Annotated in this window: 21 protein-coding genes and 1 tRNA gene; 5 read left to right on the top strand and 17 right to left on the bottom strand. The window is 63.5% G+C overall.

Annotated elements, in window-relative coordinates:
- Nucleotides 1-41 precede the first annotated feature (41 nt).
- Together NYQ88_RS04470 and NYQ88_RS04465 are read left to right on the top strand one after the other, a co-directional pair.
- The gene (locus tag NYQ88_RS04470) at nucleotides 42-467 is read left to right on the top strand and encodes a hypothetical protein (protein WP_275653768.1); all 426 of its coding nucleotides are present in this window, start codon (nucleotides 42-44) and stop codon (nucleotides 465-467) included.
- A gap of 131 nt (nucleotides 468-598) precedes the next feature.
- The gene (locus NYQ88_RS04465) at nucleotides 599-832 is read left to right on the top strand and encodes a hypothetical protein (RefSeq protein WP_275653767.1); all 234 of its coding nucleotides are present in this window, start codon (nucleotides 599-601) and stop codon (nucleotides 830-832) included.
- Nucleotides 833-1,325: 493 nt separating this feature from the next.
- Here the strand turns inward: NYQ88_RS04465 and NYQ88_RS04460 are convergent, their stop codons facing one another.
- Together NYQ88_RS04460 and NYQ88_RS04455 are read right to left on the bottom strand one after the other, a co-directional pair.
- Nucleotides 1,326-2,306: a hypothetical protein gene (locus NYQ88_RS04460; protein ID WP_275653766.1), complete on the bottom strand. Its 981-nt coding sequence runs from the start codon at nucleotides 2,304-2,306 to the stop codon at nucleotides 1,326-1,328.
- Between the two features lie 129 nt (nucleotides 2,307-2,435).
- Nucleotides 2,436-2,512, bottom strand: a tRNA-Arg gene (locus NYQ88_RS04455).
- Between the two features lie 258 nt (nucleotides 2,513-2,770).
- On the opposite strand from NYQ88_RS04455, the gene NYQ88_RS04450 reads away from it, so the two are divergent.
- Complete coding sequence (locus NYQ88_RS04450) at nucleotides 2,771-3,373, top strand: DNA-3-methyladenine glycosylase I (RefSeq protein ID WP_275653765.1); 603 nt, start codon at nucleotides 2,771-2,773, stop codon at nucleotides 3,371-3,373.
- A gap of 13 nt (nucleotides 3,374-3,386) precedes the next feature.
- On the opposite strand, the gene NYQ88_RS04445 is transcribed toward NYQ88_RS04450, so the two are convergent.
- Nucleotides 3,387-3,704 carry a hypothetical protein gene (locus tag NYQ88_RS04445; RefSeq protein WP_275653764.1) on the bottom strand — a complete coding sequence of 106 codons (318 nt, stop codon included), beginning with the start codon at nucleotides 3,702-3,704 and terminating at the stop codon, nucleotides 3,387-3,389.
- Between the two features lie 221 nt (nucleotides 3,705-3,925).
- Between NYQ88_RS04445 and NYQ88_RS04440 the strand changes: the two genes are divergently transcribed.
- Together NYQ88_RS04440 and NYQ88_RS04435 are read left to right on the top strand one after the other, a co-directional pair.
- The gene (locus tag NYQ88_RS04440; RefSeq protein WP_275654841.1) at nucleotides 3,926-4,408 is read left to right on the top strand and encodes a PAS domain-containing protein; all 483 of its coding nucleotides are present in this window, start codon (nucleotides 3,926-3,928) and stop codon (nucleotides 4,406-4,408) included.
- Nucleotides 4,409-4,430: 22 nt separating this feature from the next.
- Complete coding sequence (locus NYQ88_RS04435; protein ID WP_275653763.1) at nucleotides 4,431-5,927, top strand: methyl-accepting chemotaxis protein; 1,497 nt, start codon at nucleotides 4,431-4,433, stop codon at nucleotides 5,925-5,927.
- A gap of 24 nt (nucleotides 5,928-5,951) precedes the next feature.
- Here the strand turns inward: NYQ88_RS04435 and NYQ88_RS04430 are convergent, their stop codons facing one another.
- The 14 genes from NYQ88_RS04430 to NYQ88_RS04365 form a co-directional block, all read right to left on the bottom strand.
- Nucleotides 5,952-8,579, bottom strand: a complete 2,628-nt coding sequence (locus tag NYQ88_RS04430) for an AAA family ATPase (RefSeq protein WP_275653762.1) — start codon at nucleotides 8,577-8,579, stop codon at nucleotides 5,952-5,954.
- The gene (locus NYQ88_RS04425) at nucleotides 8,576-9,697 is read right to left on the bottom strand and encodes a metallophosphoesterase (RefSeq protein ID WP_275653761.1); all 1,122 of its coding nucleotides are present in this window, start codon (nucleotides 9,695-9,697) and stop codon (nucleotides 8,576-8,578) included. The genes NYQ88_RS04430 and NYQ88_RS04425 overlap by 4 nt, the downstream gene beginning before the upstream one ends.
- A gap of 459 nt (nucleotides 9,698-10,156) precedes the next feature.
- Nucleotides 10,157-10,372, bottom strand: a complete 216-nt coding sequence (locus tag NYQ88_RS04420) for a cold-shock protein (RefSeq protein ID WP_275653760.1) — start codon at nucleotides 10,370-10,372, stop codon at nucleotides 10,157-10,159.
- A gap of 260 nt (nucleotides 10,373-10,632) precedes the next feature.
- Nucleotides 10,633-11,844: a hypothetical protein gene (locus NYQ88_RS04415; protein ID WP_275654840.1), complete on the bottom strand. Its 1,212-nt coding sequence runs from the start codon at nucleotides 11,842-11,844 to the stop codon at nucleotides 10,633-10,635.
- Nucleotides 11,845-11,909: 65 nt separating this feature from the next.
- Nucleotides 11,910-12,935 carry an alcohol dehydrogenase catalytic domain-containing protein gene (locus NYQ88_RS04410; protein WP_275653759.1) on the bottom strand — a complete coding sequence of 342 codons (1,026 nt, stop codon included), beginning with the start codon at nucleotides 12,933-12,935 and terminating at the stop codon, nucleotides 11,910-11,912.
- Nucleotides 12,936-12,938: 3 nt separating this feature from the next.
- A complete protein-coding gene (gene hisD, locus NYQ88_RS04405; protein WP_275653758.1) occupies nucleotides 12,939-14,261 on the bottom strand; it encodes a histidinol dehydrogenase in 1,323 nt (440 codons plus the stop codon).
- A 32-nt stretch (nucleotides 14,262-14,293) separates the two neighbouring features.
- Nucleotides 14,294-15,094, bottom strand: a complete 801-nt coding sequence (locus NYQ88_RS04400; RefSeq protein WP_275653757.1) for an ABC transporter permease — start codon at nucleotides 15,092-15,094, stop codon at nucleotides 14,294-14,296.
- Complete coding sequence (locus NYQ88_RS04395) at nucleotides 15,091-16,029, bottom strand: ABC transporter permease (RefSeq protein WP_275653756.1); 939 nt, start codon at nucleotides 16,027-16,029, stop codon at nucleotides 15,091-15,093. The genes NYQ88_RS04400 and NYQ88_RS04395 overlap by 4 nt, the downstream gene beginning before the upstream one ends.
- A gap of 239 nt (nucleotides 16,030-16,268) precedes the next feature.
- Nucleotides 16,269-17,375 (bottom strand): PotD/PotF family extracellular solute-binding protein, encoded by a 1,107-nt coding sequence (locus NYQ88_RS04390; protein ID WP_275653755.1) that lies wholly within the window; start codon nucleotides 17,373-17,375, stop codon nucleotides 16,269-16,271.
- Nucleotides 17,376-17,411: 36 nt separating this feature from the next.
- Nucleotides 17,412-18,524: an ABC transporter ATP-binding protein gene (locus NYQ88_RS04385; RefSeq protein ID WP_275653754.1), complete on the bottom strand. Its 1,113-nt coding sequence runs from the start codon at nucleotides 18,522-18,524 to the stop codon at nucleotides 17,412-17,414.
- 135 nt (nucleotides 18,525-18,659) lie between these two features.
- Complete coding sequence (locus tag NYQ88_RS04380; RefSeq protein ID WP_275653753.1) at nucleotides 18,660-19,430, bottom strand: SDR family oxidoreductase; 771 nt, start codon at nucleotides 19,428-19,430, stop codon at nucleotides 18,660-18,662.
- 27 nt (nucleotides 19,431-19,457) lie between these two features.
- The gene (locus tag NYQ88_RS04375; RefSeq protein WP_275653752.1) at nucleotides 19,458-20,381 is read right to left on the bottom strand and encodes an MYG1 family protein; all 924 of its coding nucleotides are present in this window, start codon (nucleotides 20,379-20,381) and stop codon (nucleotides 19,458-19,460) included.
- 153 nt (nucleotides 20,382-20,534) lie between these two features.
- On the bottom strand, nucleotides 20,535-21,695 hold the full coding sequence (locus NYQ88_RS04370; RefSeq protein WP_275653751.1) for a DUF4214 domain-containing protein: 1,161 nt from the start codon (nucleotides 21,693-21,695) through the stop codon (nucleotides 20,535-20,537).
- 306 nt (nucleotides 21,696-22,001) lie between these two features.
- Nucleotides 22,002-24,311 carry an EAL domain-containing protein gene (locus tag NYQ88_RS04365; protein ID WP_275653750.1) on the bottom strand — a complete coding sequence of 770 codons (2,310 nt, stop codon included), beginning with the start codon at nucleotides 24,309-24,311 and terminating at the stop codon, nucleotides 22,002-22,004.
- Nucleotides 24,312-24,317: the final 6 nt, after the last annotated feature.

Below are 24,317 nucleotides of genomic sequence, written 5' to 3'. Positions count from 1 at the left end.
AGCCTGACCATGCATCTCACTGCTATAACAGCGAGGCTTACATGGCTAACTCTTCTTCTACCGGCGCAGGTGCGCCGGGCAAGTCTTATCCGCATTCTTTCCAGACCGAAGCGCCGTCGCTGATTGACGGGCTGGTGCAGCACGCGCTGGTTTCGCCTTCCATCCAGATCCAGATTCTTAGCATCATCGACGAAACCGGCAGTGCCACCATTGGCGATATCACTGCCGAATTGCCGGATCACCCCGATCCGATCGGCGCCGTCATGGTCATGGTCGGCCTCAACATTCTGGTGCTGGAGGTGTGCGGCGTGCTGGACGCCCATACACTGGTCCGCCGGGCCGATCCCCAGCCGGATCCCGATGGCGCCGGCGGACCGGTTTCCAAGGTTCCCAGCGGATCGGGCTCTCCCATCGTCTCGCCCGCCGCGTCCGCCATCCCGGTTGGTATGGAACACACAAGCCTATAGCTGCATCCACGAATTGATCGCCTCAATCCGCCGGATGCCGCTCAGGGGCAGGTGCCGAAAACTCCCCGTGCCGGCCGGTGGCCGATCCCTGATGCGTAGGCCACCGGTTGGCGCGGGACACCACGGTCTTCATGGCGTCGAACCCCTCCGGCTCGCCGGCGCCATGTGCGGATTGCACGCAAAGGCCGGCAAAGAAAGAAGCGCGCCTGTGCACCGGCGCAAAATTGCAGGCCGTCACCGACATGACGGTCATTCTCTCCTTCGACATCGGGCCAGATGTGTCCATTGCCGAAGCCGACCTCTATCTGCATTGGGCCAGCGACCTGCTCGCCCCAGCAAAGGATGATGACGATGGTGGTTGCTAGACAGATCAAGCCGCAGTCCTCCGCAGGACGGCTTCGGGCTATTGGCTATTGCCGTGTCAGCACCAAGCGCCAGGCCGACCATCAGATTTCGCTCGAAGAGCAGGACAAGAAGATCGACGCCACTTGCGTGCTGCGAGACGCCGATCTTGTCGAGACCTTTATCGAGCCTGGCCTCACCGCACGTGTAGATCGGCGGCCCGAACTCAAGCGCATGCTCGAATTTGCCTGCGATCCGGCCAACCGCATCGATCTCGTCATCGTCTATGCATTCAGCCGCTTCTTCCGGAATGCCAGGCAGTATCTGAATTACAAGGAAAAGTTAAAGGAAGCTGGTGTGCGTCTGGTCTCGGCGACCCAGGATATTCCCGAAGGCCCCCATGGCGAATTGATGGAAACGATCCTCGCTGCCTTCGATGGCCACCAGAGCGAGGTCAATGCCGGCATCGTCTGCGACATGATGATGGCCAATGCCGAGGAAGGCTATTGGAATGGCTCAGCCCCGCCGTTCGGCTATCGCACCAAGGTCGCCCTGGTCCTGCGCCGCAAGGAAAAGAAGGTCCTCGAAATTAACGAGGAAGAGGCCACCATCGTCAACATGGTATTCCGCCTGTGCCTTCACGGACACGAAGGCGGCGGCCCGATGGGCATCAAGGCCATTACCACCCATCTCAACACCAAGGGCTATCGCTACCGCGGCAAGGCCTTCTACACCGCCTCTGTCGAGCGTATCCTCAAGAATGAAGCCTATATCGGCATTCACTACTACAATCGCATCGACAGCCGGACTCGGAAGGAACGCCCGCCATCCGAGTGGATCAAGATGGACGTGCCCCTCATTGTCGATCAGGAAACCTTCGACGCCGTCCAGCGCACCCTTCAGGCGCGCAATCCCAGAAAGACCGCCCCGCGCGTCGTCACCGGTCCGACGCTCCTGACCGGCATTGCCGTCTGCGAGAAATGCGGGCGCGGCATGATGCTGCGCACAGGCAAGGGCGGGCAATACAAATACCTCACCTGCGCCAAGAGCGCCACCGAAGGCACTGGTTGCGGCCATTCCATCCGCATGGACAAGGTCGATGAACTGGTCATCAAGGCTATAGAAGACGAGGTGTTCGCGCCTGAGCGCCTTACCGCCATCCTTGAAGCCATGACCGACCGGACTGACGATACGCGCCAGCAGCTGGAAGCCGAAATTGACCGCCAGCGTGTGGCGATTGCCGAATCTCGGTCTCGGCTCGACCGTCTCTACGATGCCGTCGAGGCCGGTGTGGCCGAAGTGCGGGACCCAAAATTCAAGGCGCGGGTCGATCTGGCCAAACTGCAGATTCGCGAAGGTAACGCCAACCTCGAGGTTCTGCACCAGCGCCGGAGTGCCAAAGCCGAACTCTCTCCCGCCCTGGTGCGGCGCTTTTCCTCCAATATCCGCCGACCGCTTCGCGATGCCGATCCGTCTTTCCGCCGGACATGGCTGCACATGTTCGTCAGCAAGGTCACAATCGGCAAGGACACTATCCGCATCTGCGGATCCAAGGGCCAGCTTCTAAAAGCTGTTTCAGATGGGGATGATTTCGCGCGGGCAATGGTACCCACTTTTGCCCGAGAATGGCGCACCCGGCGAGATTCGAACTCACGACCTCTGCCTTCGGAGGGCAGCGCTCTATCCAGCTGAGCTACGGGTGCATCCGTGGGCGCGGGGCGTTTACCCCGGCTGAATGGGCGCAACCTATCCAAACGCGTCCGGGCTGGCAATTGCCTGTGCGAAGTTTTGCGCAGAATGACATCGATCCCCGCTCACCACCACACCAGCCTCTCCAGGGCCACCGCGCGACGCGCCCAGCCGGCCAGTTCCCATGAGCTGCGCCGCCTGCCCCACTATTCGCATCCGCTGCTTTGCCGCATCATCGGCAACAGACAATCCGATTCCTGAGGGACACCCTGATGAGCCTCTTCCTAGGGCCCGATGCCGCGCCGCGGTGCCAATGGTGCGGCGGCGCGCCGGAATTTTTGCCCTATCATGACAGCGAATGGGGTTTTCCCGTCGCCAGCGACCAGAAACTCTTTGAAAAGCTCAGCCTCGAAGCCTTTCAGTCCGGCCTCAGCTGGCGCACCATTCTGAACAAGCGCGAGGCGTTTCGCGCCGGTTTCGCCGGATTCGACATCGCCAAGGTCGCCCGCTTTGGCCCGGCCGATGTTGATCGCCTCCTTGCCGACGCGGGCATTGTCCGCCACCGCGGCAAGATCGAAGCAGTCATCAACAATGCCCAGCGCGCAGAGGAGCTTATCGCCAGCGAGGGCTCGCTTGCCGCCTATGTCTGGCGATACGAGGCGCCGCTCGAGAGCGCGCCACAGACCGCCAGCACCTCCCCTGCCTCCATTGCCCTCTCAAAGGACCTCAAGAAGCGGGGATGGAAATTCGTCGGACCAACGACTGTCTTTGCCTTCATGCAGGCCATGGGGCTGGTCAATGATCACGCCGAGGGCTGCGTCACCCGCGAGGCGGTGAACAAGGCCCGCGCGGCCTTTAGCGTGCCCGGCAGCTGACGGGTCGTCTCGACTAGAACACAAAGCTCCAGCCGCTGTGGCCCGGGACAAATCGGCCCGGCGTCGGCGCAGACCACCCCCGTCCCAGCGAATACAGCCGCACCTGACAACTGATCTCGCCCCTGGGCATGTGCACGCAACGGCTCGCCTCAAGTCGGACATTGCTCAGATCGGCGTCCGATACATTGCGCGACACAATCCGCCCATTGCTGAGCACCGCGCCAAGGGCCTCGCTCATCGTCGGCCCGCCTTCGATGACGCGCGCCTCCGGTTCCCGACAGGCCGCAAGGCAAAGCGCCAATACGAAAACTAGAAATAGAGACGCGCGCATAGCCCCCTCACGCAACACCCTGCCCGATCATAGCGCCAAGACTTCGGCCCGACCAGCACACCGCGAATACCCTGCGCGGACGTGCTACATACTGCCCCGAAATTGCCTAATGATTAATCACTTCTTAGAGCCCATTTCGTAGCTTCCCTCCGTTGCATTTAGGCAAATTTTTTCGGGGTGGGAGAAGTTTAGTGTTACCGGTGGAGGGCAAGGAACGCGTTATGGGGGCGGACGACCTCATTGTCAGCAAGACCGATCTCAAAGGTCACATCACCTACGCCAATGATACGTTTCTGAGGATGGCCGAGCTCACCCTGGCGGAAACAATTGGCAGGCCCCATTCGGTGATCCGCAGCCGGGCCATGCCCCGCAGCGTCTTCCAGCTCCTGTGGGAGAAGATCCAGTCCGGCGAGGAAATCTTCGCCTATGTGGTCAACCGCAGCAAATCCAACAATCACTACTGGGTCCTCGCCCATGTGACGCCCAGCTATGACCCTTCCGGCAAGCTGTGCGGCTATCATTCCAATCGTCGCAAGCCAGATCCAGCCGCAGTCGCCCGGATTTCGACGCTCTATGCCGAATTGCTGGCAGAAGAACAGAGCGTCAAGAACGCCAAACAGGGCATGCACGCCGGTTATGCACGGCTCAACAGCACACTCCAGAACATCGGCATGGATTATGACCGCTTTGTTTTCTCCCTCTAGGACTTTTGCCTGCGGCTTCATTTTGGCTGCGAGCTCGATCATTGCCGCCGCCGGCGTCGTGCTGGGGTTCCCTGTTCCTGTGCTGCTGGCCATTTCGGGCGTGCAGCTGCTGCTGGCCGCCTTTGTGCTGGTCGGCCTGAGGAACCTGCGCGCCTTTCTCGGCCAGCTGCGCGGCGTCAGCGCCAATATTGTCGGCGGCAATTTTGAAGGCCGCATCGACCTCACCCGCGCTTCGGGCGAAACCCTGGTCGCGGGCCACGCCGTCAACAGCGTCATCGACATCAACGACGCCTTTGTCCGCGAGGCCGCCCTTGCCATGACCGCCGCCAGCGAAGGCCGGTTCTATCGCAAGATCCGCCCCGAGGGGCTGCGCGGCGCCCACCTCAAGAGCGCCGGCACCATCAATACCGCTGTCGAGCGTCTGGCCGATCGCCCGGCGCTCATGGCTGAACTCCAGCAGTCGTTTGGCGCCGTCGTGGATGCGGCTGTGGCCGGCGATTTCTCCCGCCGCGTTGCGCCGCGCTTCCCCGATCCCGAGCTCAACGCCCTCGCCCACAGCATCAATCTCTTCGTCGAAACCGTCGATCGCGGCATCGGCGAAACCGGCAAGGTGCTCTCGGCCCTTGCCAATGCCGATCTCGACCACCGCGTCGAGGGCCAGTATCAGGGCGCGTTCCTCCAGCTCAAGGACGACACCAATGCCGTCGGCGACAAGCTCGCCTCGGTCGTCGACCAGCTGCGCGACACCTCGCGCTCGCTGCGCACCGCCACCGGCGAAATCCTTGCTGGCATCAACGATCTGGCCGATCGCACCACGCGGCAGGCCTCGACCATCGAGCGCACCAGCGCGACCATGAGCAGCCTCGCCAGCACCGTCACCGACACCGCTTCGCGCGCCCAGAGCGCCAGCGAAAAGGCTCAGGCGGCGCGTCTCGTCGCCGAAGACGGCCGCGAGGTCATGGTCAACGCCACCCGCGCCATGGAACAGATCTCCTCCTCCTCGGCGATGATCTCCAAGATCGTCACCATGATGGATGACATCTCCTTCCAGACCAATCTGCTGGCGCTCAATGCGTCGGTCGAAGCCGCCCGGGCCGGCGACGCGGGCAAGGGTTTTGCCGTGGTGGCCGTCGAAGTCCGGCGCCTCGCCCAGTCCTCCGCCTCGGCCGCTGAAGACATCAAGGGCCTCATCGACAAGAGCGCCCGCGAAGTCACCTCTGGCTCCGCCCTCGTGCAGGAAGCCGCAGACCGTCTCGCCTCCATGCTCGATCTCGTGCGCGAAAACAGCGAAATGCTTGCGGAAATTTCCCGCTCTAGCCGCGCGCAGGCCGAATCCATCGAGGATGCCTCGGCTGCGGTGCTCGAAATGGACGAGATGACCCACCACAACGCGGCTCTCGTTGAAGAAACCAACGCCGCCATCGAGCAGACCAATGGCCAGGCCCACGAACTCGAAGGCCTGATCGAACTCTTCGGCTCGAGCAAGCGCCCGACGGCGCGTTTCAGCCGCGCCGCCTAGCATCATATGCGCTGGACGCCGGGCCTAAGCCCCCGGCGTCCAGTCCACCATCTGCAGCACATTGCCACCCAGCCGCGCAAACGCCCGCTGGCGGCAGGAAAACACCAGGATCTGCTGGTCCCGTGCCTGCCGGTGCAGCGCATCGAACATCCGCTCGATCCGGTCGTCATCCGAATAGACCAGCGCATCATCAAGGATCACCGGCGCCGCCCGCCCGTCCCGTGCGAGAAGCCGCGCAAAGGCCAGCCGCGTCAGGATGGACAATTGTTCGCGCATCCCGCCGCTGAGCCGATCCACATCCTCGTCGAGCCCATTGCGCCGCACCGTCTGGGGCAACAGCGTGTCTTCATCAAAGACAATGTCGATATCGTCGAACAGCAGGCCCAGCATGGGCAAAAGCTCGCTCACCACCGGCTTGAGATAAAGGTCCCGCGCAGCCGAACGGGCGGAGACCAGTTCCTTGCGCAACCGCTCGAGCACCGCGACCTCGGTGCGGAACCGCGCCACGCTGGCACGCGCCGCCTCCAGCTGCTCGCGCACTTCCTGCAGATTCTCTTCCACCGCATCGCTTGAGCGGGTAGAGATCTGCCCGTTGAGATCGGCCAGCGCCACATTGAGCTGCGCCATTTCCTGATTGGCAGCCGTCTCGATCGACCGCACCCGGCTCAGACTCGCCTCGGCGGCGGAAACATCCTGCGCCAGCGGCCGCAGCTTTTCCAACTCTCCCTGCGCCAGCTCCAGTGCCGCGCGCGAAACCCGTTCCCGCTCGCGAAGACCCTCAAGCCGCTCTGCGCGCAGGTCGACCGGCCCCAGGAAACCCTCCAGCGCCGCCCACTCGCCATCGATGGCTGCGAGCGCTGTCTCGGCCTCGACCACGCCATTGCCGGCTTGCTCGATGCGCGGCGCCAGCTCGCGGGCTGCATTTCGCGTTGCCGCCACCCGCGCTGCCGCCAGGGCCACCGCCTCCCGTGCCGCCTGCGGATCGCCCTTGATCTCCAGCGCATCGCCCTGTGCAGCCGCCAACCGGGCAATCTCGCTCTGCAATGGCCCCAGCCCCTCGGGCGCCAGATCGGCAAACCGCTGCCGCGCCAACTTTACCGCTGCGGCCTTTTCCTGCGCCGCGGCAAGCCGTGTCTGCGCTGCGGCCAGGCTATCCACGCCCAGTGCCGCGAGCAGGCGCGCGTGCTGTTCCTCAAGCGCTGCGAGCCCGCCATCGTCGCGCTCGGCCCCTGCCCCCAGCGTCAGCGTACCGACACCGTCGATTTCAAGTTGCGTACTTGCAGCAAAGCCGTGCGCCTTGTCGCCCTCGACCCCAGCACCGCCCTGCCGGATGCGCCCCTCGGCGCCCGCGAGATAGTCGATCCTGAAGCTGGGCAATGTCGCTTCGCGCGACGCCCTCCGGTGCCGCAGGTCGAGGTCGACCTGCTCCAGCTGCCGCACTTTCGGCGCGGCAATATCGAGCGCCGCGAACGCCGCCTCTTCGGCCTCCACCAGCGCCCGCTGCGCCTCTGCCTTTTCCAGCTGCTGGCGCAGGCGCGAAACATGCTCGGCCGCGTCGCGCGCCTTGATCGCCGCGTCCAGCCGGCCCAGCAGCGCACGCTGCTCCTGCTCTTCGGCATGGGCCGCGTCCATGGCAGCCTGCGCCGCCTCATTGTCGGCGCGCGCAGCGTCGCGCCGCGCCAATGCTGCATCCCGCCGCTCCAGCGCCTGCTCTCGCCGTCCCGCCAGCTCTGCCGCACGCTTCAGCGCCGCCTCAAACTCGGCCAGCGCCTTTTGGGCCTCCTCGTATCGGTGCCGCGCCAGATCCGCTTCCGCCTCGGCCGTCTTCAGCGCCGCGCCATGCCGCCGCGCCGCCTCATAAGCCGCCTCGGCGGCCAGTGTATCGCTGCGACGCCGCGCCTTTTCTTCGGCATTGTCCACTTCGGCCAACCGCTGCCGCGTGGCCCGGCGGCGCTCGAGCGCATCGCGCAAGGCCGTCATTTCCACCGCCAGCCGCGCCTCTTCCGCCGACAGACGCTCAAGCTCTTCAAGGGCAATGGCAAACCGCCCGCCCGCCTTCGGCCGCCCCGTCGCCGTCACCAACGGCGCCAGCTCCGCCTCGCAGGCCGCCAATATCTTGGCCATGCGCCGCCCGCCGGTCAGCGCTTCCACCTCGCCCTGCACCGAGGTGAGCAGCGTCTCGCGCACCCGCCGCTCGCCCTCTTCCTCGCCCTTGCTGCGCTGCTCGATGCCGGTCAGCCCCTGCCGCACCCACAAGAGGCCCGCCGGTCCCCCGGCCCCTCCCCGCGTCAGCTCCGCAATAAAGGCTTCCGCCTCATCGGCCTGAGCGATCAACCGCCCGGTACCGAGATCGGTCACACTGGCGCGTTTGCCGCCATAAAACTGCTTGGTCAGCCGAAACCGGCCCTCCCCACTGACGATATCGGCTTCAACCAGCGGATTGCCGCCGCTATAGGGCCGCAGCGATTGCACCGCCTTGCCGGTCCCGCTGTGCGGCTGGAAAAACAGCGCGTGCAGCGCCTCGAATGCCGTCGACTTGCCGTGTTCATTGGCCGCCGAGAGCACATTGACCCCAGCCCCAATGCCTTCAATGGCCACACCCCGCCCGCCGAAGCGGCGCACATTGTGCAGCCGCAGTGCCGTGAGCTTCATGGCCCGACCTCTTCGCAATAGGAAAACAGCCGCACCAGCGCCGCCGCCGCGATATCCCGCTCCTCTTCGGACCGCGACGCGTCACTGCTCTCTTCAAGCAGGCCATCGGCCGCAACCCTGAGGGCCCCCGCATGATCGATCCGATCAAGGTCGCCCACTTCGCTCTGGGTCACGAGTTCCCCATCGTCTGTTTCAAGATGCGCGAACTCCGGCGCCACGGCCTTGATCGCCGCGATGAACTGGCTGCGCGCCGCGAGCCCCGTGCGTCCCCGCAGCACGATCCGCAAAAGCGCCTCGCGCCGCGCCTCTCCCGGCAACAGCCCCTGCAGCAACGCCACCCCGTCTTCTCCCGCCAGAAGATCAAGCGTCAGCGTGCGCCAGGAGAACTGCCCGACATCCAGTCCCCGCACCTCCGGCACCGCCCCGGGAGCGGCGAGGCTCACCAGCAGCGCCTGCCCCGGCCGCTCGTGTTTGAACCGATCCGGCTCGGGCGATCCGCTATAATAGGTCCGCTCATTGACCGCGATCTGCCCATGCCAGTCCCCCAGCGCCAGATAATCGAGCCCAGCCCGCTTCGCCCGATCGGGCGCGATCACGTCGCCGGCCACGCCATCTTCGGAAAATGTCTGGATCGGTCCATGTGCCAGCCCGATGCGCACCACGCCCTCGCTCGAGGCCGCCCCATCCATCCAATCGGTGAGGTCGCGCCCCGGCCGCCGCGTCGTGCAGGGCGAAGGCAGCACCACCGCTTCTGCGCCCAGCGCAATCGGCGCATTGGCCAGCGCCAGTGTCACATTGGCCGGCGCAGCGCCGCGCACGCCGTCCCACAGCTGGTCGGCCTGCAGGCTGTCGTGGTTGCCCGGCAGGACAATCCAGCTGAGATCGCCATGCCGACCCATTTCGGCCAGTGCCTGGCGCAACACGGCTTCTGCGGGGGTTTCGGTATCAAAACTGTCGCCCGCGAGAAGGATCGCTGTCGCACCCTCCCGCCGCGCCGCCTCGGCGAGCCGCCCCAGCACTCCGTGCCGCGCTTCCCGCAGCCGCCCGCGCAAATCCTCGGAATAATTCCCGAAGCGTTTTCCCAGGTGAAGATCAGAACTGTGCAGAAATCGAACCATCCCCCACCCCTATCCATCACGCCAGCAATTGCAAGAATTTGGCATCACACATCGACCGCTTAAAGCGCTCACAAAAGCGACACATCCCATCCCACCCCCATCGCCTCGTGCCCCACCAGCCTACGCTTGAGGCACCGAGGTTCTCCCACCCACCAGCCTAACCCCTCCCCCTCCCAGGGGGAGGCCTGGTGCAGGTCGAGAGGGGTAGACCAGCAAGGGTCAGGTGAGCCTTCCGCGAAAGACCTCGCTCCGACCCCTCCACCGTCATTGCCCGGCTTTTCCGGGCAATCCATCTCGCCGCCCGAAAATCTATTTCCAAGACAAGTCCAAAGACCACCCTCGCGCGCTGGACAACCAACGGCACCGCCTGCGCCCGCTTCCCACTCCCAAAAACAAAAAAAGCCGCCGCATTGCTGCGACGGCTCCGACGCCCGAAGGCATCAAAATTCTATCCGTGAATTACTTCAGCAGGGTCAGGTTGACAGCGGAAACCTTGCCGTCACGGCCGCTTTCTAGGTCGTAGGAAACCTTGTCACCTTCGTACAGGCCATCGATGCCCGAACGCTGCACAGCGGAGATGTGCACGAATGCATCCTTCTCGCCGTTGTCGGGGGAGATGAAGCCGAAGCCCTTGGTGGTGTTGAAGAACTTCACGGTACCGTTGTAGGCTGCCATGGGATTATTCCTTATTCTAGCTCGAAGCGCAGGCAAACGAGCGGTTCTTCCGGGGCGACATGCCAGGGAAGCCGAAGACGTTTGCAATTCAAAGCGAGCCAGAACCGAAAATGATCGGAAGCAGCAGCCGACTTAGGCTGAAAACGTAGCCCATACAATGGCATCAACGCGTTCCGAAATCAAGAGCAAAGCAGAACCGCGCCACCAACTCGCTCCCGAACGCAAATAGAGACAGGCCATGGATTTTTGCTTCCGCCGGATCAGTCAGGCGTCATTGCATCGAAGAATTCCGACATGAAATCTGTGCCATCGGGCTCGCTGCCAACCCGCACGGCATTTGCCAGCCCGATCAACGACGACATCGGATTATGCCGCGCGGCCCCGGCCCGCAAATTCATCACCAGCGTTGGACAGAGGAAGAGCCCCAGCCGGATCACTTCGCGCCAGTCCGCTGGCAGCATCCCGCGCGCCTTGAGGAGGGTCAGCAGCGGCTTCCAGCTTGCCTCCGCCTTGAGGCGCAGGAGATCCCGCCGCACCGGCGTCAGCGCCCAGTTGGTTTCAACGCTCAGCACACCATCAGCATAGCGCGCCTCGGCCGAATAACGCTCGGCCACGGCGTCGGGGTCATAGAGCCAGAGCGGATGGGCGAGGATATTGTGGAACGTCGTCTTCACCTCGGCCAGCAGCGTCGGCACATTCTCGCCCGCAAAGGCCGGGTCGAAAAAGCTCAGTTCCGCCGCGCCATCGGCTTCGGTGTACCAGACATTGGCATTATGCGCGTCGCCATGCGCCACCACGCCGCCCGCATCGGCCAGACGTAGCGGATTAAGCCGCTGATGCGCCGCCGCGAACAAGTCTCCGACACTGCGCTGGTAAGCCACGCCATTAACGACAAACCGCGCCCGGGAAAACTCTTCCCAGCCCAGCGTCACCCCGGGAAACGTGAAATCCTGGCCGACATAAAAGCTCTTCAGCCGCCCGCCCGGAAATTCCCCCGTCGGCGGATCGATCAGCCGCTCGAAAAACAGCCGGTTGATCGGCTCGGCCGCCGCCTCTTCCGGGGTGATCGGATGGAGCGACTGCTCGTAAACAGTCACCACCTTGGCCGACAGCGCCGCCTCCGCCGCCACGGCCCGCTCGCGCGCCGCAGCGTCATCGGCAAGGTCCAGCGCCCGCAGCACGTCGGAAAAGCGCGGATCGCGCCGCCGCCGATAGACGAGGATCTGCTCACCCGGCAGCACCGACATATGCACCGCCTGATCCACCGGCAGCCCCGCCCGTGCCAGAATATCGGCCCGGTAATATTCCCCGCTCATCGCCTCTTCGCCTTCCTCCTGATGGAATTTGAAGAAGAATTCGCCGTCCTCGGTCTCGAAAAAACCGTTGAGCGAATTGAGGCTATACTGGTCGTAGTTGATCTTCACATTTTTGGACGCAATGCCAAAAAGATCGGCGAGCAGATCGGCCAGCATGGCTTCCGCTTTTGCGCTGTCATGCTGCGAAACCGCGCGAATTTCTGCTGTCCGGCTCATCGTCGTCACGCGCCCACGCCCTTGCCGATGGCGATGATGGTCTTGAGCCCCTTGGCCTCTCCCGCCAGCAGCCGCTCGAACGCCGCCGGAACCTCCTCGAGCCCAATCACTTCGTTGAAAAACTGCGGCAGCACATCGCGCAATTCCGCCGCCATCGCCACCGCCTCGCCCAGTTCATCGCGAAACGCGTGGCACCCGATCAGCGAAATCTCGCGCTCCACCAGCACATTGGGGTCCAGAGCCAATTTCCCATGGCTGATCCCGACGAGCGCCAGGCGCGACCCCGGCCCCATCAGCGGGATTGTAGCTTCGAGCGCGGCAATACTGCCCGTTGCGTCGATCACATCGCGCAGCAGCCCGCCATCCAGTGCCACCTCGATGTCAGCCGCGTCCAGCGCCACAGCCTTGCCACTCGTCGCCGCCGCGACGGCCGCCACGCGCTCGGCGTTTCTATCTGCCAGCAGGATCGGCCCATCATGCCCCCGTGACAGCGCCAGCGCGCAAAGCCCGCCAATCGTCCCGCAGCCGACCACCAGCACTGGCGCACCCGCAGCTGGCGCCAGCTTGGCGATTGCGTGCAGCGCCACCGCCAGCGGTTCGGCCATGGCCGCGACCTTGCCGTCGAGATCGTCCGGCCGCCGCATTACCAGCCGTGCCGGCAGCAAGACCTGCTCGGCAAAGCCGCCATCGCAGACCTCGCCGACAAAGCCCAGTTTTTCGCAGGCATTGTGTTCGCCCGCCCGGCACATCCGGCATTCGCCACACCAGAAGCGCGAGTCCACGGCCACAGCATCGCCCACGGAAAACCCGCTGACGCCCGCGCCCACTGCCGCGATCCGCCCGGCAAATTCATGCCCGGCCACGCTCGGCGCCCGCGAAATCCACTGCCCGGTAGCAAAATTATGGAGGTCCGAGCCGCAGATCCCCGCGGCCTCGACATCCACCCGCACCCATCCGGGCTCCGGCGCCCCGGGCGCATCGATGATCTCGAACCGCAAATCGCGAACGGCGTGTAGGCGAACCGCTTTCATCGCCTACTTCACATATTTCTGGCGCAGATCCGACACCGCCAGCGCATGGGACGAAAAGCCCTCATAAAGCGCCAGCTCATGGGCGTGTCCGGCCAGAAGCGGGAAGCCCGCGGCCGTCACATAACCGATCGAGCTGCGCTTGACGAAATCAGTCACCGACAGCGGCCCATAGGTGCGCGCCCAGCGGCTGGTCGGCAGCACGGCATTGGGTCCAAGACCGAAATTGCCGATCGAGCACGGCGTATGCTGGCCCAGCAGGATTTCCGACGCCTCGCTGATCCGCCCCAGATGGTCGAACGGCTCCTTGGAGAGGATTTCGAGGTGCTCGGGCGCATAGGAATTGACGAATTCATAGCTCTCCTCAATCGAGGAAGTCAGGATCACGCCGCCCGTCTTGCCGGTCAGCACGGTGCGCGAAAATTCCACCCGCTGCGGCGTCATCTGCGCCCACAGCCCCGGCAGTTCGGCCAGCGCCTCTTCAGCCACGCGGCGGGAATGCGTCACCAGATAAGCCGAGGAATCCGGCCCGTGCTCGGCTTCGATCAGCAGATCGAGCGCTGCCAGCCCGCCATGGACCGTGTCATCGGCAAAGATCAGCGCCTCGGACGGGCCAGCCGGCAGACCGGTGTCGATCACGCCTGACAGCAGGCGCTTTGCCGCCACCACCCAGGGGCTGCCCGGGCCAACGATCTTCAGCGCCGGCAGAATGGTTTCGGTGCCATAGGCAATCGCGGCCACCGCCTGCGCGCCACCCACCTTATAGACCGTGCTCACACCCGCCAGCCGCGCCGCCACCAGCGTTGCCGCATCCACCGAGCCATCCGGCGCAGGCGGGGTCACGATAGCCAGGTTCGGCACGCCCGCCACCACGGCGGGCACAGCGGTCATCATGGTCACGGACGGGAACGAGCCCTTGCCGCGTGGCACATAGAGCGCCACCGACTGGATGGGGGTAAACCGGTCCCCGGCAAAGGCGCCGGGTCGGATTTCCTTCATCCACATCGTCTCGGGCTTCTGCTCCTCGTGGAAGCTGCGGATATTGTCGATGCCGAACTGAATGGCGTCGATAACCTTCTGGTCCACCAGCTTGAAGGCCGCTTCGAACTCGGCCTCGGTCACCTTGAGATTGTGCGGCGTCACATTCTCGGCCCGGTCGAAATCCCGCGCAAACCGCGCCAGCGCCACATCGCCCTCGGTGCGCACCGCCTCGATGATGGGTTTGACCTTCTCGATCACGCCCGAAAGATCGGCTTCCGAGCGACGGAGCAGCGCGGCCTTCTCCTCGGCAGAGAGCGCGGCATAATCGTAAAAGGACACGTCAGACATGAAACATCACTCGCATTGGCAACGCCGTGGCGTCACTTGGACTTGAGGAAAATATCGAGGCCCACCAGCTTGTCGAGGAGGGCAATCACCAGCGCCGCGCAGACAATGAACACCACCGAAATGGCAGCCAGATCCGGCGTGATGATCGAGCGGATGGAATTGTAGATCTGCACCGGCAGCGTCACCGTGCGCGCATCGGTGAGCAGCAGGCTCACGAGGAACTCGTTGAGCGCGAGGATGAACATCAGCAGCGACCCGCTGATCACCCCCGGCAACACGGCCGGCAGCGTCACATGGAAGAAGGTCGCGACCGGCGGCGCCCCGCAATTGGCGGCGGCGAGCTCCAGATCAGGATCAAGGCTCGAGGCGCTCGCCGTCACCGCCCAGATCATGAAGGGCAGATTGATCACGCAGCAGGCGATGCCGATCGGCCAGATCTGCCCCAGCATCCCCCACTGCCCAAACAGCAGCATGAGCCCGATCCCCGAGCCGATCAGCGGCACGGTAAAGGGCAGCAGCAGATAGATCTGCAGCGTCTTTTCGAACTTCATCGCATATTTGGAGAGCGCGATCCCGGCCAGCGTGCCCACCGGAATGGCGATCAGCGTGCAGATGGACGCCACCGCTAGCGAGCGGAGGAACGCATTGCGCAGATCGGCCGCCATGGCGATCTTGGCGTACCATTGCAACGAGAACCCATCGGGCGGGAATTTGATGATATTGCCCGAGGTGAACGAGGCGCCCAGCACCACAATGGTCGGTGCCGACAGCACCACCAGAACCGCGATCACCATGGTCCAGATAACGATGGACTTGCTCAGTGGCTGGATCATTTCTTCTCCCTCCCCATGGCCAGCGTCCCGGCCCCAAAGAGTGTGAAGACAATTCCCACCAGAAGCGAACCCACCCCGACAAGGATCAGCGTCAGCGCCGCCCCCATGCCTTGGTCCGACGTACGGAAGAACTGGTCATAGATCGCATTGGCGATGAAATCCTGCGACCCGCCGCCCAGAATGGCCGGCATGGCAAAATCGGTCAGCGACAGCGTCAGCACGACCAGCCCTGCCCCCACGAGGCCCGGCTTGGCCATCGGCAACAGCACATGCACGAAGGTGCTCCACCAATTGGCCCCCAGCGAATTGGCCGCCGACTCCATTTCCTCGGGGATCGCCGTCAGCGCCGGCGCCAGCATCAGCACGGCAAAGGGGATCATGTACTGCACGAGCCCGAACAGCACGGCGGGGTAATTATAGAGCAGCCGCATCGGCGCGATGCCGATCAGCCCCAGCATCTCGTTGACCACCCCCTGATTGCCCAGAATGATCAGCCAGCCATAGGCCCGCACCACCTGCCCGATGAAGAAGGGCAGGAACAGCGCGATCAGCAGAAATTTGCGCAGCAGCGCCGAGGGCGTGCGCACCATGAGATAGCTATAGGGAAAGGCGAAGACGAGGCTGACCGCCGTGACAATCAGCGAGCCGAGGAGGCTCCGCCACAATATGCTCCAATAGAGCCCATCGGTGAAAATGCGCCCGTAATTCTCGCCGGTGTAATAATCCGAAGGCAGGAAGGTAGACCGATCCAGCGTGCGCGCGCTCGAATCCCCGATCTGAACGAGACCGATGACCAGCAGCATCACCAGAAGGATCGCCGGCAGCACCATCACATAGGGCAGCGCCCGCGCAAAATTCTTCGGCCACAGTGCCGCCACCACGGCCTCCAGACCATCCATGACCCGCCAACGCAGGGGATAAGCGGCTTTGGACATGAATTACTCCGTGGCACTCTCTTCCCGCGCCCCTCCTGCGAGAGCCGTGGGATGGAGGTGCTGGCCGTGACCAGCACCATTCTTCTCCCTCCCCCTCGTGGGGAGGGGTGGGGTGGGGTGCCCTGGGTCACCCCCTGCCCCCGCGGCTCCTGCGTCCCCTCTCCCCTCAGGGGAGAGGGTCAGGGTGAGGGGTGAAAGCCTCTCGTCGAGACCCCGCCCCTTCACCCAACAGGCGACAATCACCCCTGCATGATCGACTTGAACTTGCCGAACCATTCGCTCTCATGCTCGACCTGGATCGCGGTCGGGATGCGGATGAGGCGTTCAAAATCTTCCGGCTCGGTCGGATAGGACGGATCACCCGCCAGACCTTCCGGAGGCGTCAGCCCCGGCACCACGCCCGGCAGACCCAGACCATCAAGCCAGACCTGCTGGGCTTCCTGGGTCAGCGCAAAGTTGATGTACTGCTTGGCCCAGTAGAGCTCGTTCTCCGGCAGGCCCTTGGGGATCCAGAGGCCATCGGTTTCGAACTTCGAGCCTTCTTCCGGCACGGTCCATGCCAGGTCGATGCCGTTCTTCATGGCTTCGCGGGCATTGGTCGAAATGGTCACAGCCAGGTCGATTTCGCCGTTCTGGAACCAGTTGGTGAAGTCCGGATCTTCGCCCAGCAGCGGCTGCTGCTCCTTGACCTTGGCGATAAAGTCCCAGGCCGCGTCCATGTTCTCGGGGATATCCTCGAGCTTGCCGCCGCCGGCGACCTGTGCCGGGAAGTGGAAGCCGATGCCGTCGTTGTAGAGCGCGATACGGCCCTTGAACTTGGGATCAAGCAGCACCTGCAGCGAGGTCGGCGCGCCTTCGGGGAAGGCCGAGGGGCGATAGGCCAGCACATAGACATAGCCATAGGTGTTGACGATCGGATAGCCTTCCATGCCGACGGGCTTCGCCAGCACGGTCACATTGGCCAGGTTCGGCAGGTCCGAGAGATCTTCGGTGATGCCGCGCAGCGCCGACTTGGTGGCGTTGGTCGTCGTATCCCAGTTGATGTGGATCGGGGGCACGCGGCCCTGCGCCACGGCGGCCCAGACCTTGGGCTGGATTTCATTGTCTTCGGTCAGATCGTGACGCACGGCAATGCCGGTGGCCGCGGTGAACGGATCGGAGACGCCGGCCTGCAGGCTCGCTACCCACGAACCGCCCCAGGCGCGTACGATGATTTCGGCGGGCTTTTCGGGCTCCTGCGCGAAAGCCTTGCCGGTCCAGCCGGTCGCTACCAGCCCACCCAGTGCAGCCGCACCGCCGAGAAACCGGCGTCGCGACAGGGCGAGGATCGATTTTGTCTTGGTCATCCCATTCTCTCCAGATGCAGCCGAACCCAGCCGGCCTTAATTGGGGAAGATCAGCACGTCGCGTGCATTCCACCCCATCGCCATCGTCTCCCCAATGGCAAATTGCTTGTGTGTGGTCGGGTCGTGGTCAAAAACCCGCAGAAGCGTATCAGGCGAACTCGCCAGCGCAATCTCGTAGACAATGCGCTCGCCCTCAAAGATCGCATCCCGCACGACGCCAGCCCTAACCGTCTGGCACAAGGCCAATTCGGCCTCGCTGGCGCCCAGCCGGATCTGCTCGGCCCGCAAGGCGCCCGTCACATTGCCGCCGACACTCGGCGCGCCCGGTGCAGACCAGTGTCCGGCCAGTGCGCCGCCCGCAGCCTCGAACTGCACGACATCGCCGTCGACAGCACTCACCCGGCCCGAGAGGAAATTGGTCACCCCGATAAAGCCGGCAACAAAGGCATTGGCCGGCGTTCGATATGTATCGGACGGCGCGGCCTTTTGCTGGATGACGCCCTTGTCCATCACGATCACATCGTCCGACACCACCAGCGCCTCGCGCTGATCGTGGGTCACATTGATCGTGGTCACGCCCAGCTCGCGCTGGATGCGGCGGAATTCGAGCTGCATTTCCTCGCGCAGCTTGCGGTCCAGCGCTGCCAGCGGCTCGTCGAGCAGCAACAAATCCGGCTCGAACACCAGCGCCCGCGCGATGGCTACGCGCTGCTGTTGGCCACCAGACAACTGATGAATCCGCCGATCCGCATAGGGACCGAGCTGAACGAGGTCGAGATAGCGCTTCACCCGCGCCGGAATCGTCGTCGCGTCGAACCGGCGCATCTTGAGCGGAAAGGCGACGTTCTCGGCCGCTGTCATGTGCGGGAACAGCGCCAGCTTCTGGAACACCATGCCGATCGAGCGCTTGTGCGGCGGCGCGGCGCTCACCGGCGTTCCGTTAATATAGATCTCGCCCGCGCTCGGCCGCTGGAAGCCGGCGATCATGCGCAACAGCGTCGTCTTGCCCGACCCCGAGGGCCCCAGAATGGTCAGGAACCGCCCTTCGGAGAGGTCGAAAGAAGCCCCTTTGACCGCATGAGTGCCATCGAAGACCATATCGACGTCTCGGACCGAAACGGCGACAGAAGGTCGAGGCTCATTGGTCATCGGCAGGCACCTCTTCGCTCAGGCACGTCTCGGCTCTGTCGCGTTATAAGAACGAGATGACCTTCCATGTCCAGACCATGACAGGGCCATCCCGTTCGTTTTTGCAAAACTCCCGGCCCGCCTACGCCTTTAGCACTATATCGAGGCGAGGTATCCGCCGTCGATCGGCAGGCACTGGCCGGTGATATAGGCGGAGGCGTCGCTGGCGAGGAACACCACTGCCCCACCCACATCGTCCATCGAACCGAACCTGCCCTGCGGAATTTTCGCCAGCATACCAGTGGCCCAGGCCTCGTCAGCGTAAAAACCCTCGGTCATGTCGGTGCGGAAATAGCCCGGCGCGATGGCATTGACGCGGATGCCCTTGCCCGCCCATTCGGCTGACAATGCCCGTGTCATGCCCAGGAGCCCGCTCTTCGACGCGCCATAGGGCACGGCGGTCGGTATACCGACATAAGAGGTCAGCGAGCAGAGATTGATGATCGCCCCGCCCCGGCCCCGTTCCGCCATGCCCCGCGCCACCGCCTGCGCGCAGAAAAAACTGCCCTTCAGATTGGTGTCGACGATCGCGTCCCACACCGCTTCATCGACATCGAGCGACGGCGCGACATTTTCAAAGCCGGCATTGTTGACGAGGATATTGATAGGCCAGTCTGCATCAAGCCCCGCCAGCGCCGTCTGGCTCGCCGCCACATCGCACACGTCCAGCACCAGCCCACGGGCGTTAACGCCTTCGGCCGGGAGCGCCTTCAGCGCCGCATCGATCCCGTCCTGGGTCCGCCCGGTGACGCAGACCGACGCCCCCATCTTGCCCAGCGCCAGTGCAATGGCCTGTCCGAGCCCACGCGTGCCCCCGGTCACCAGCGCATTCCTGCCGGTGAGGTCAAACAATTTCGGCCCAAACATGCTTCAGCGCCCCCGCTTCAAAACCGCTTACTGCGCCTCTGCCAGCGCCTCGCGCACGGCAATCTCGGCCATGGCCAGCGCCGCTTCGCGCGTCTTGGCCGCCGCGATGAACCGGCCATTATGGCAGAAGCTCGCGCCCGCCACCCCGCTCGCGGCTTCCAGCGCCTCATTGGTCAGCCCCGCCCAGGCTACCGGCAGATCGGCGCGTAGCTCAAAACCCTCGTCGCCCCGGCGAATACCGGTCAGGCACCAGTCCTTATCGCGCGGATGAACCACGAACAGCAGGTGCTCGGCCCCGGCCTTCACGATCGCCGGCCGGAACGGCATGCCCATGGGCAGCTCCAGCACCCGGTTCGGCCCGGCCGCCGCAATGGCACCCATCACCACAGCCTCGGCCCGCAGCTTTGCCGCATGCTTGCCGATAGCGGCTTCGACGAAGGCGCGGGCAATGCCCATCGCGTTATGGAACGCCTGCGCTTCCGCCTCGGGCGAATTCTGGTCAAAGGCGGGCTTGAGCGTTTCGAGCAGCGCCGTCAGCGTCAGCCCGGCCAGCGGCCCGGTCGCGTCATAAGCGCCATTGTCCACGAGATCGACCGGCAGCACGAAGCTCTTGTCGAACTTGGCATGCACATCGCCGACGCGATCTGCCGGAATACCCTGCGCGACCAGATAATCGGCGCCAAAATGCTTCCAGATCAAACCGAACGAGCTATAGGGCTGCCCATCATCCCGCAGCGGTGCCCCGCGCTGGTGGTGATCGAAAATCCGCGCCTCGGGATCATAGGCCCCGCCCACGTCATAAATAATGCGGTCTTCCGCCGGCGTGATCCACTCCGGAGAGCGGCTGCGCACAATCTTGGCCTCGGGGAACAGCCTCGTCAGGATAACACTGGAAAGCAGTTCATCGGCGTGAAAGCCGCCAGAATGGGTGACGAGAAACTGTGGGACCATTGCTGGGGGTGCTCTCTGTTCGCGAATTGCGGCTGACAGGAGCTATGAAATACCGATAGCCGCCGCCCATCACAAGGTGACAATTCGAGCGATCAGGTCGCACCCCGTGATGAGCCTGTTTTCAGGCGAGCCCGCCTGGCGGGCCGGAACGCCTCAGGCCAGCCAGATCCCGTTGTCGATCTGCTCGGCCACGCGCTGCTGGTTTTCCGGGCTCTCGGTGAATTGCGCCAGCACATCCGCACGGCTGAAGGCCTCGGAATTGAGCCGCTCCGCCCAGAAGTCGAGCCCCGCCCGGTCAAAGGCGCGCCCCAGCGTATGGCTGTACATCAGTTCGACAAAGCGGGCGTTGGTCACCGTCTCCGGCGTCCCAAAGGTCATGATGAACTCGGGCGAATGGATGAAGTGATTGGCGATTGCCGACAGGCTTGCCGCTCCGCTGTCGAGTGTTGCCAGCCAATAGGCCAGCCCATCCACATCGGGCGTGCGGTTGAATGCCGCCTGATAGATGCGATAGGCCATGCCGGCGTTTTCGCCCGCGCCGGTATCGAGCAGCAGCGTGCCTTCAAGAAAGCTCACGCGCTCCACGTCGCGCATGAAGAACACGGTCTCCCCATCGGCAAACACCACGCCGTTGCGCCCCACGGCAAAGCCCATGCCTTCGGCGCTGCGGGCAAAATTGGCGATGTCGATATCGCCCAATCCATCTACATAGGTGGATTTGGTCGGAATGGTGAAAATATCCCGGCCGCTCGTGCCGATAAGCTGATGCTCGAAGGCATCGGGGTCGACCTCGCCATCCGGGTCGATCGGATCATCCGGGTCGATCGTTCCGGTCGGGCTCAAGAGCTTGAGCACTTCGCCCAGGAGCCCACCCAGCGACAGCACGCCATTGTCCAGCAGGCCCGTCAGATTGAGCAGGCCCGCGTCGCTCAGCAGGCCCTCCAGCTCGATGATCTGGGTCAGCCCGCCCAAACCTCCGCCGCCAAGCCCACCCGGCCCCAGCAGATCGGAGTGGATGATACCGCCATTATTGGGCAGGACGATGAGATCATTGCCCAGCACCGTCAGCTGGACCACACCCTTGTCATTGAGCAGGCCAAGGTCGAGCACACCGCCGAGCAACCCGTCCGTGCCGGACCCGGTAATATTGCTGATCAGGTTCGATACTGGTGAAAGCACACCACCACCAAGACCCACGCCGGTTCCGGTCCCACTCGTCCCGCCTCCCGTCCCGCCGCCGGCACTGCCGCCCGTACCACCACCAAGGATACTGGACAGCGTCTTTTCCAGATCGAGAAATCCAAGAATGCTCATTCCAATGCTCCAATAATTCAGTCGGTGGAGCAGCATCAATTTGAGACATTAAGATAGCAAATCACGCCGGTGTAGATAGATTCCACAGGGTTACACCAGAAGTAACCATTTAATCTGCTTGATAATCACTTCCCCGTAATCTGAAATTAACCCAAATTTGACGGACAAACGCGTCACTAATGCGCGCGAACGAAAACAGCCGCCCCTAGGTGCGGGTAAATCCACAACTTATGAGAAAATGATGGCGCAGCGACGCTCAGAGCGCCTCCGTTAATCCTCGACCGCAGCCGTCAGCGCCAACAGGCATCAGGCGACGTGCACACCGTCTTTGGCGATGGATTTTTCGCTCAACATGGCCCGGAACTTCACCTCGGGCACCGGTGGGCTGAAATAATAGCCCTGAGCCTGGGTACATCCCGCCTCGGTGATGATGTCGAGCTGTTCCTTCGTTTCCACGCCTTCGGCCGTGGTCTGCATGCGCAGATTGCGCCCCAGCGTGGCGATGGATTGAATGATGGCCGAACTGTCCGGACGCGTCCCCAGATCGCGCACAAAACTCTGGTCGATCTTGATCTTGTCGAAGGGGAAGCGCTGCAGATAGCTCAGCGAGGAATACCCCGTGCCGAAGTCGTCGAGCGCGATGGTCAGGCCGAGACCGCGCAGACGATGCAGCGCGTTGAAATTGGCGGCATTGTTCTGCAGCAGGACGGATTCGGTGATCTCGAGTTCGAGCCGCTTTGGGTCCAGGGCGGTGTTTTCCAGAACGTCCTTGACTCCATCGACCAATCCCTCGTCGCGGAACTGGACGGGCGAGAGATTGACCGAGAGCCGCACGCTGTCCGGCCAGTGCAGCGCATGCTCGCACGCCTGCTGCAGCGCCCAGTGGCCCAGCGCGCCGATCATCCCCGTCTCCTCGGCGAGCGGAATGAACTCTGCCGGCGAGATCATGCCCTTGTCCGGGTGGCGCCAGCGCATCAGCGCCTCCCCCAAGACGATGGCGCCGGTCTCAAGGCTGATCAGAGGCTGGAAATAAAGCTCGAACTGCCCCAGCTTCAGGCCCTGTCGCAGATCCGCTTCGAGGTTGCGGCGATGCTGCAGTTTTTCTTCCATCTGCGGCGAGAAGAACCGATAGGCGGCCGGCCCATCCGCCTTGGCCTGGTAGAGCGCCAGGTCGGCATTCTTCATCAGCTCGTCCGCATCCATCGACGCGCCGGACGACAGGGCAATACCGACGCTGGTGCTGACCACGATTTCATTGCCATCGATGTGGTAGGTCCGCCCGACCGCTGCGATCAGCCCCTCGGCCAGATCCCGCGCACTCTCGAATGTCCGGTCGGTGCAATGGTGCAGCACGGCGAATTCGTCGCCGCCCAAACGCCCCACCATATCCCCGCCCGCAGCCTTGCGCAGGCGTTCCGAGACCTGGCGCAACAAGGCATCGCCCACGGGATGGCCCAGCGTGTCGTTGACCTCCTTGAAGCGATCGAGGTCGAGATAGAGCACGGCAAAGGGCTTGTCCTGGGCGCCGGTCCTGCGCAGGGCCTGGTTGATGCAGTCCCAGAAGCGCATGCGGTTCGGCATGCCGGTCAGCGCATCGTGGTGGGCCATGTGCACCACGCGATCCTGCGCCTTGTGCCGCTCGGTCACGTCTTCGAACGTATAGACCCAGCCGCCTTCGCCCGTCGGCTCGCGCGTCACCATCAGCACCGTGCCATTGTCGAGGTGATAGGCATGGTCGTTGAGCAGCGCGATATCGTCTGTGTCCCCCAGCTCCCGGTCATCGCCCGAGGCACTGTCCGGCAGCATGTCGGTGGAAATGAGATCGGCGAGGCGTCGGCCCTCGATCTGGCTCCGGCCGTCAAATCCGAAGATGGTTAGGAAGCGCTGATTATAGACGATGACGCGCTCATCGGCATCGAGCAGGCAGAGCCCCGGCGACATGGCTTCGAGCGCCGCGTCAAAGCGGGCATTCTGCAGCGCCAGAGTGCGCTCTTTTTGCTGCAACACGGTCTGCGCCCGCGCCAGCAGCCTGTTATGCACCAAAAGCAGCGCAATCAGCGACAGACCGCAGGCGATCAAGCCTGCCGAGATATAGGACGAGGCCCACTGCAGCTGGAACAGGCCCTCTCGATCCGCCTTGATGCGGGCAATGTTCCAGACATTCGCATCTGTCGAAAGCCGCGCCAGCTTGGGATAGATCGGCTCGAGAATGCTGAGGATCTTGGCCGGTGTGCCCGGCTCGCTGAGCTGTGCAAGGAGCGGCCGCGTTGCCTCGAGCGCCACCTCCAGATCATTGAGGATAGCGACGATGCGCGTATCAGAGTTGGAGAATTCCTCGACCGCACTGGCGCGCAGCGTCTTGAGCCGGTTGACCACAATGTCGAAACGCAGCCGAACCTCGGCCTCGTCGGTCCTGCCATCCCCCACCGCGTAGGAACTCACCCTTTGCTCGAGCCGGGCGAACTCGCTGGGGGCCTGCGCCACCATCCAGGTCACATTGTTCAGACCAACGCTCTCCAGGGCGACCTGGCGTTGGAAAGTCAGGACGGAGATGTAGATGGCCGAGGCAATGAAGCCCAGGATCACAATGGTCAGCGCTGTGCGCAAGAACCGCATGTTTAA

It is taken from the genome of Devosia sp. SD17-2 (assembly GCF_029201565.1).
Taxonomy (GTDB): Bacteria; Pseudomonadota; Alphaproteobacteria; order Rhizobiales; family Devosiaceae; genus Devosia.
This window is presented reverse-complemented; position numbering and strand designations above follow the sequence as displayed.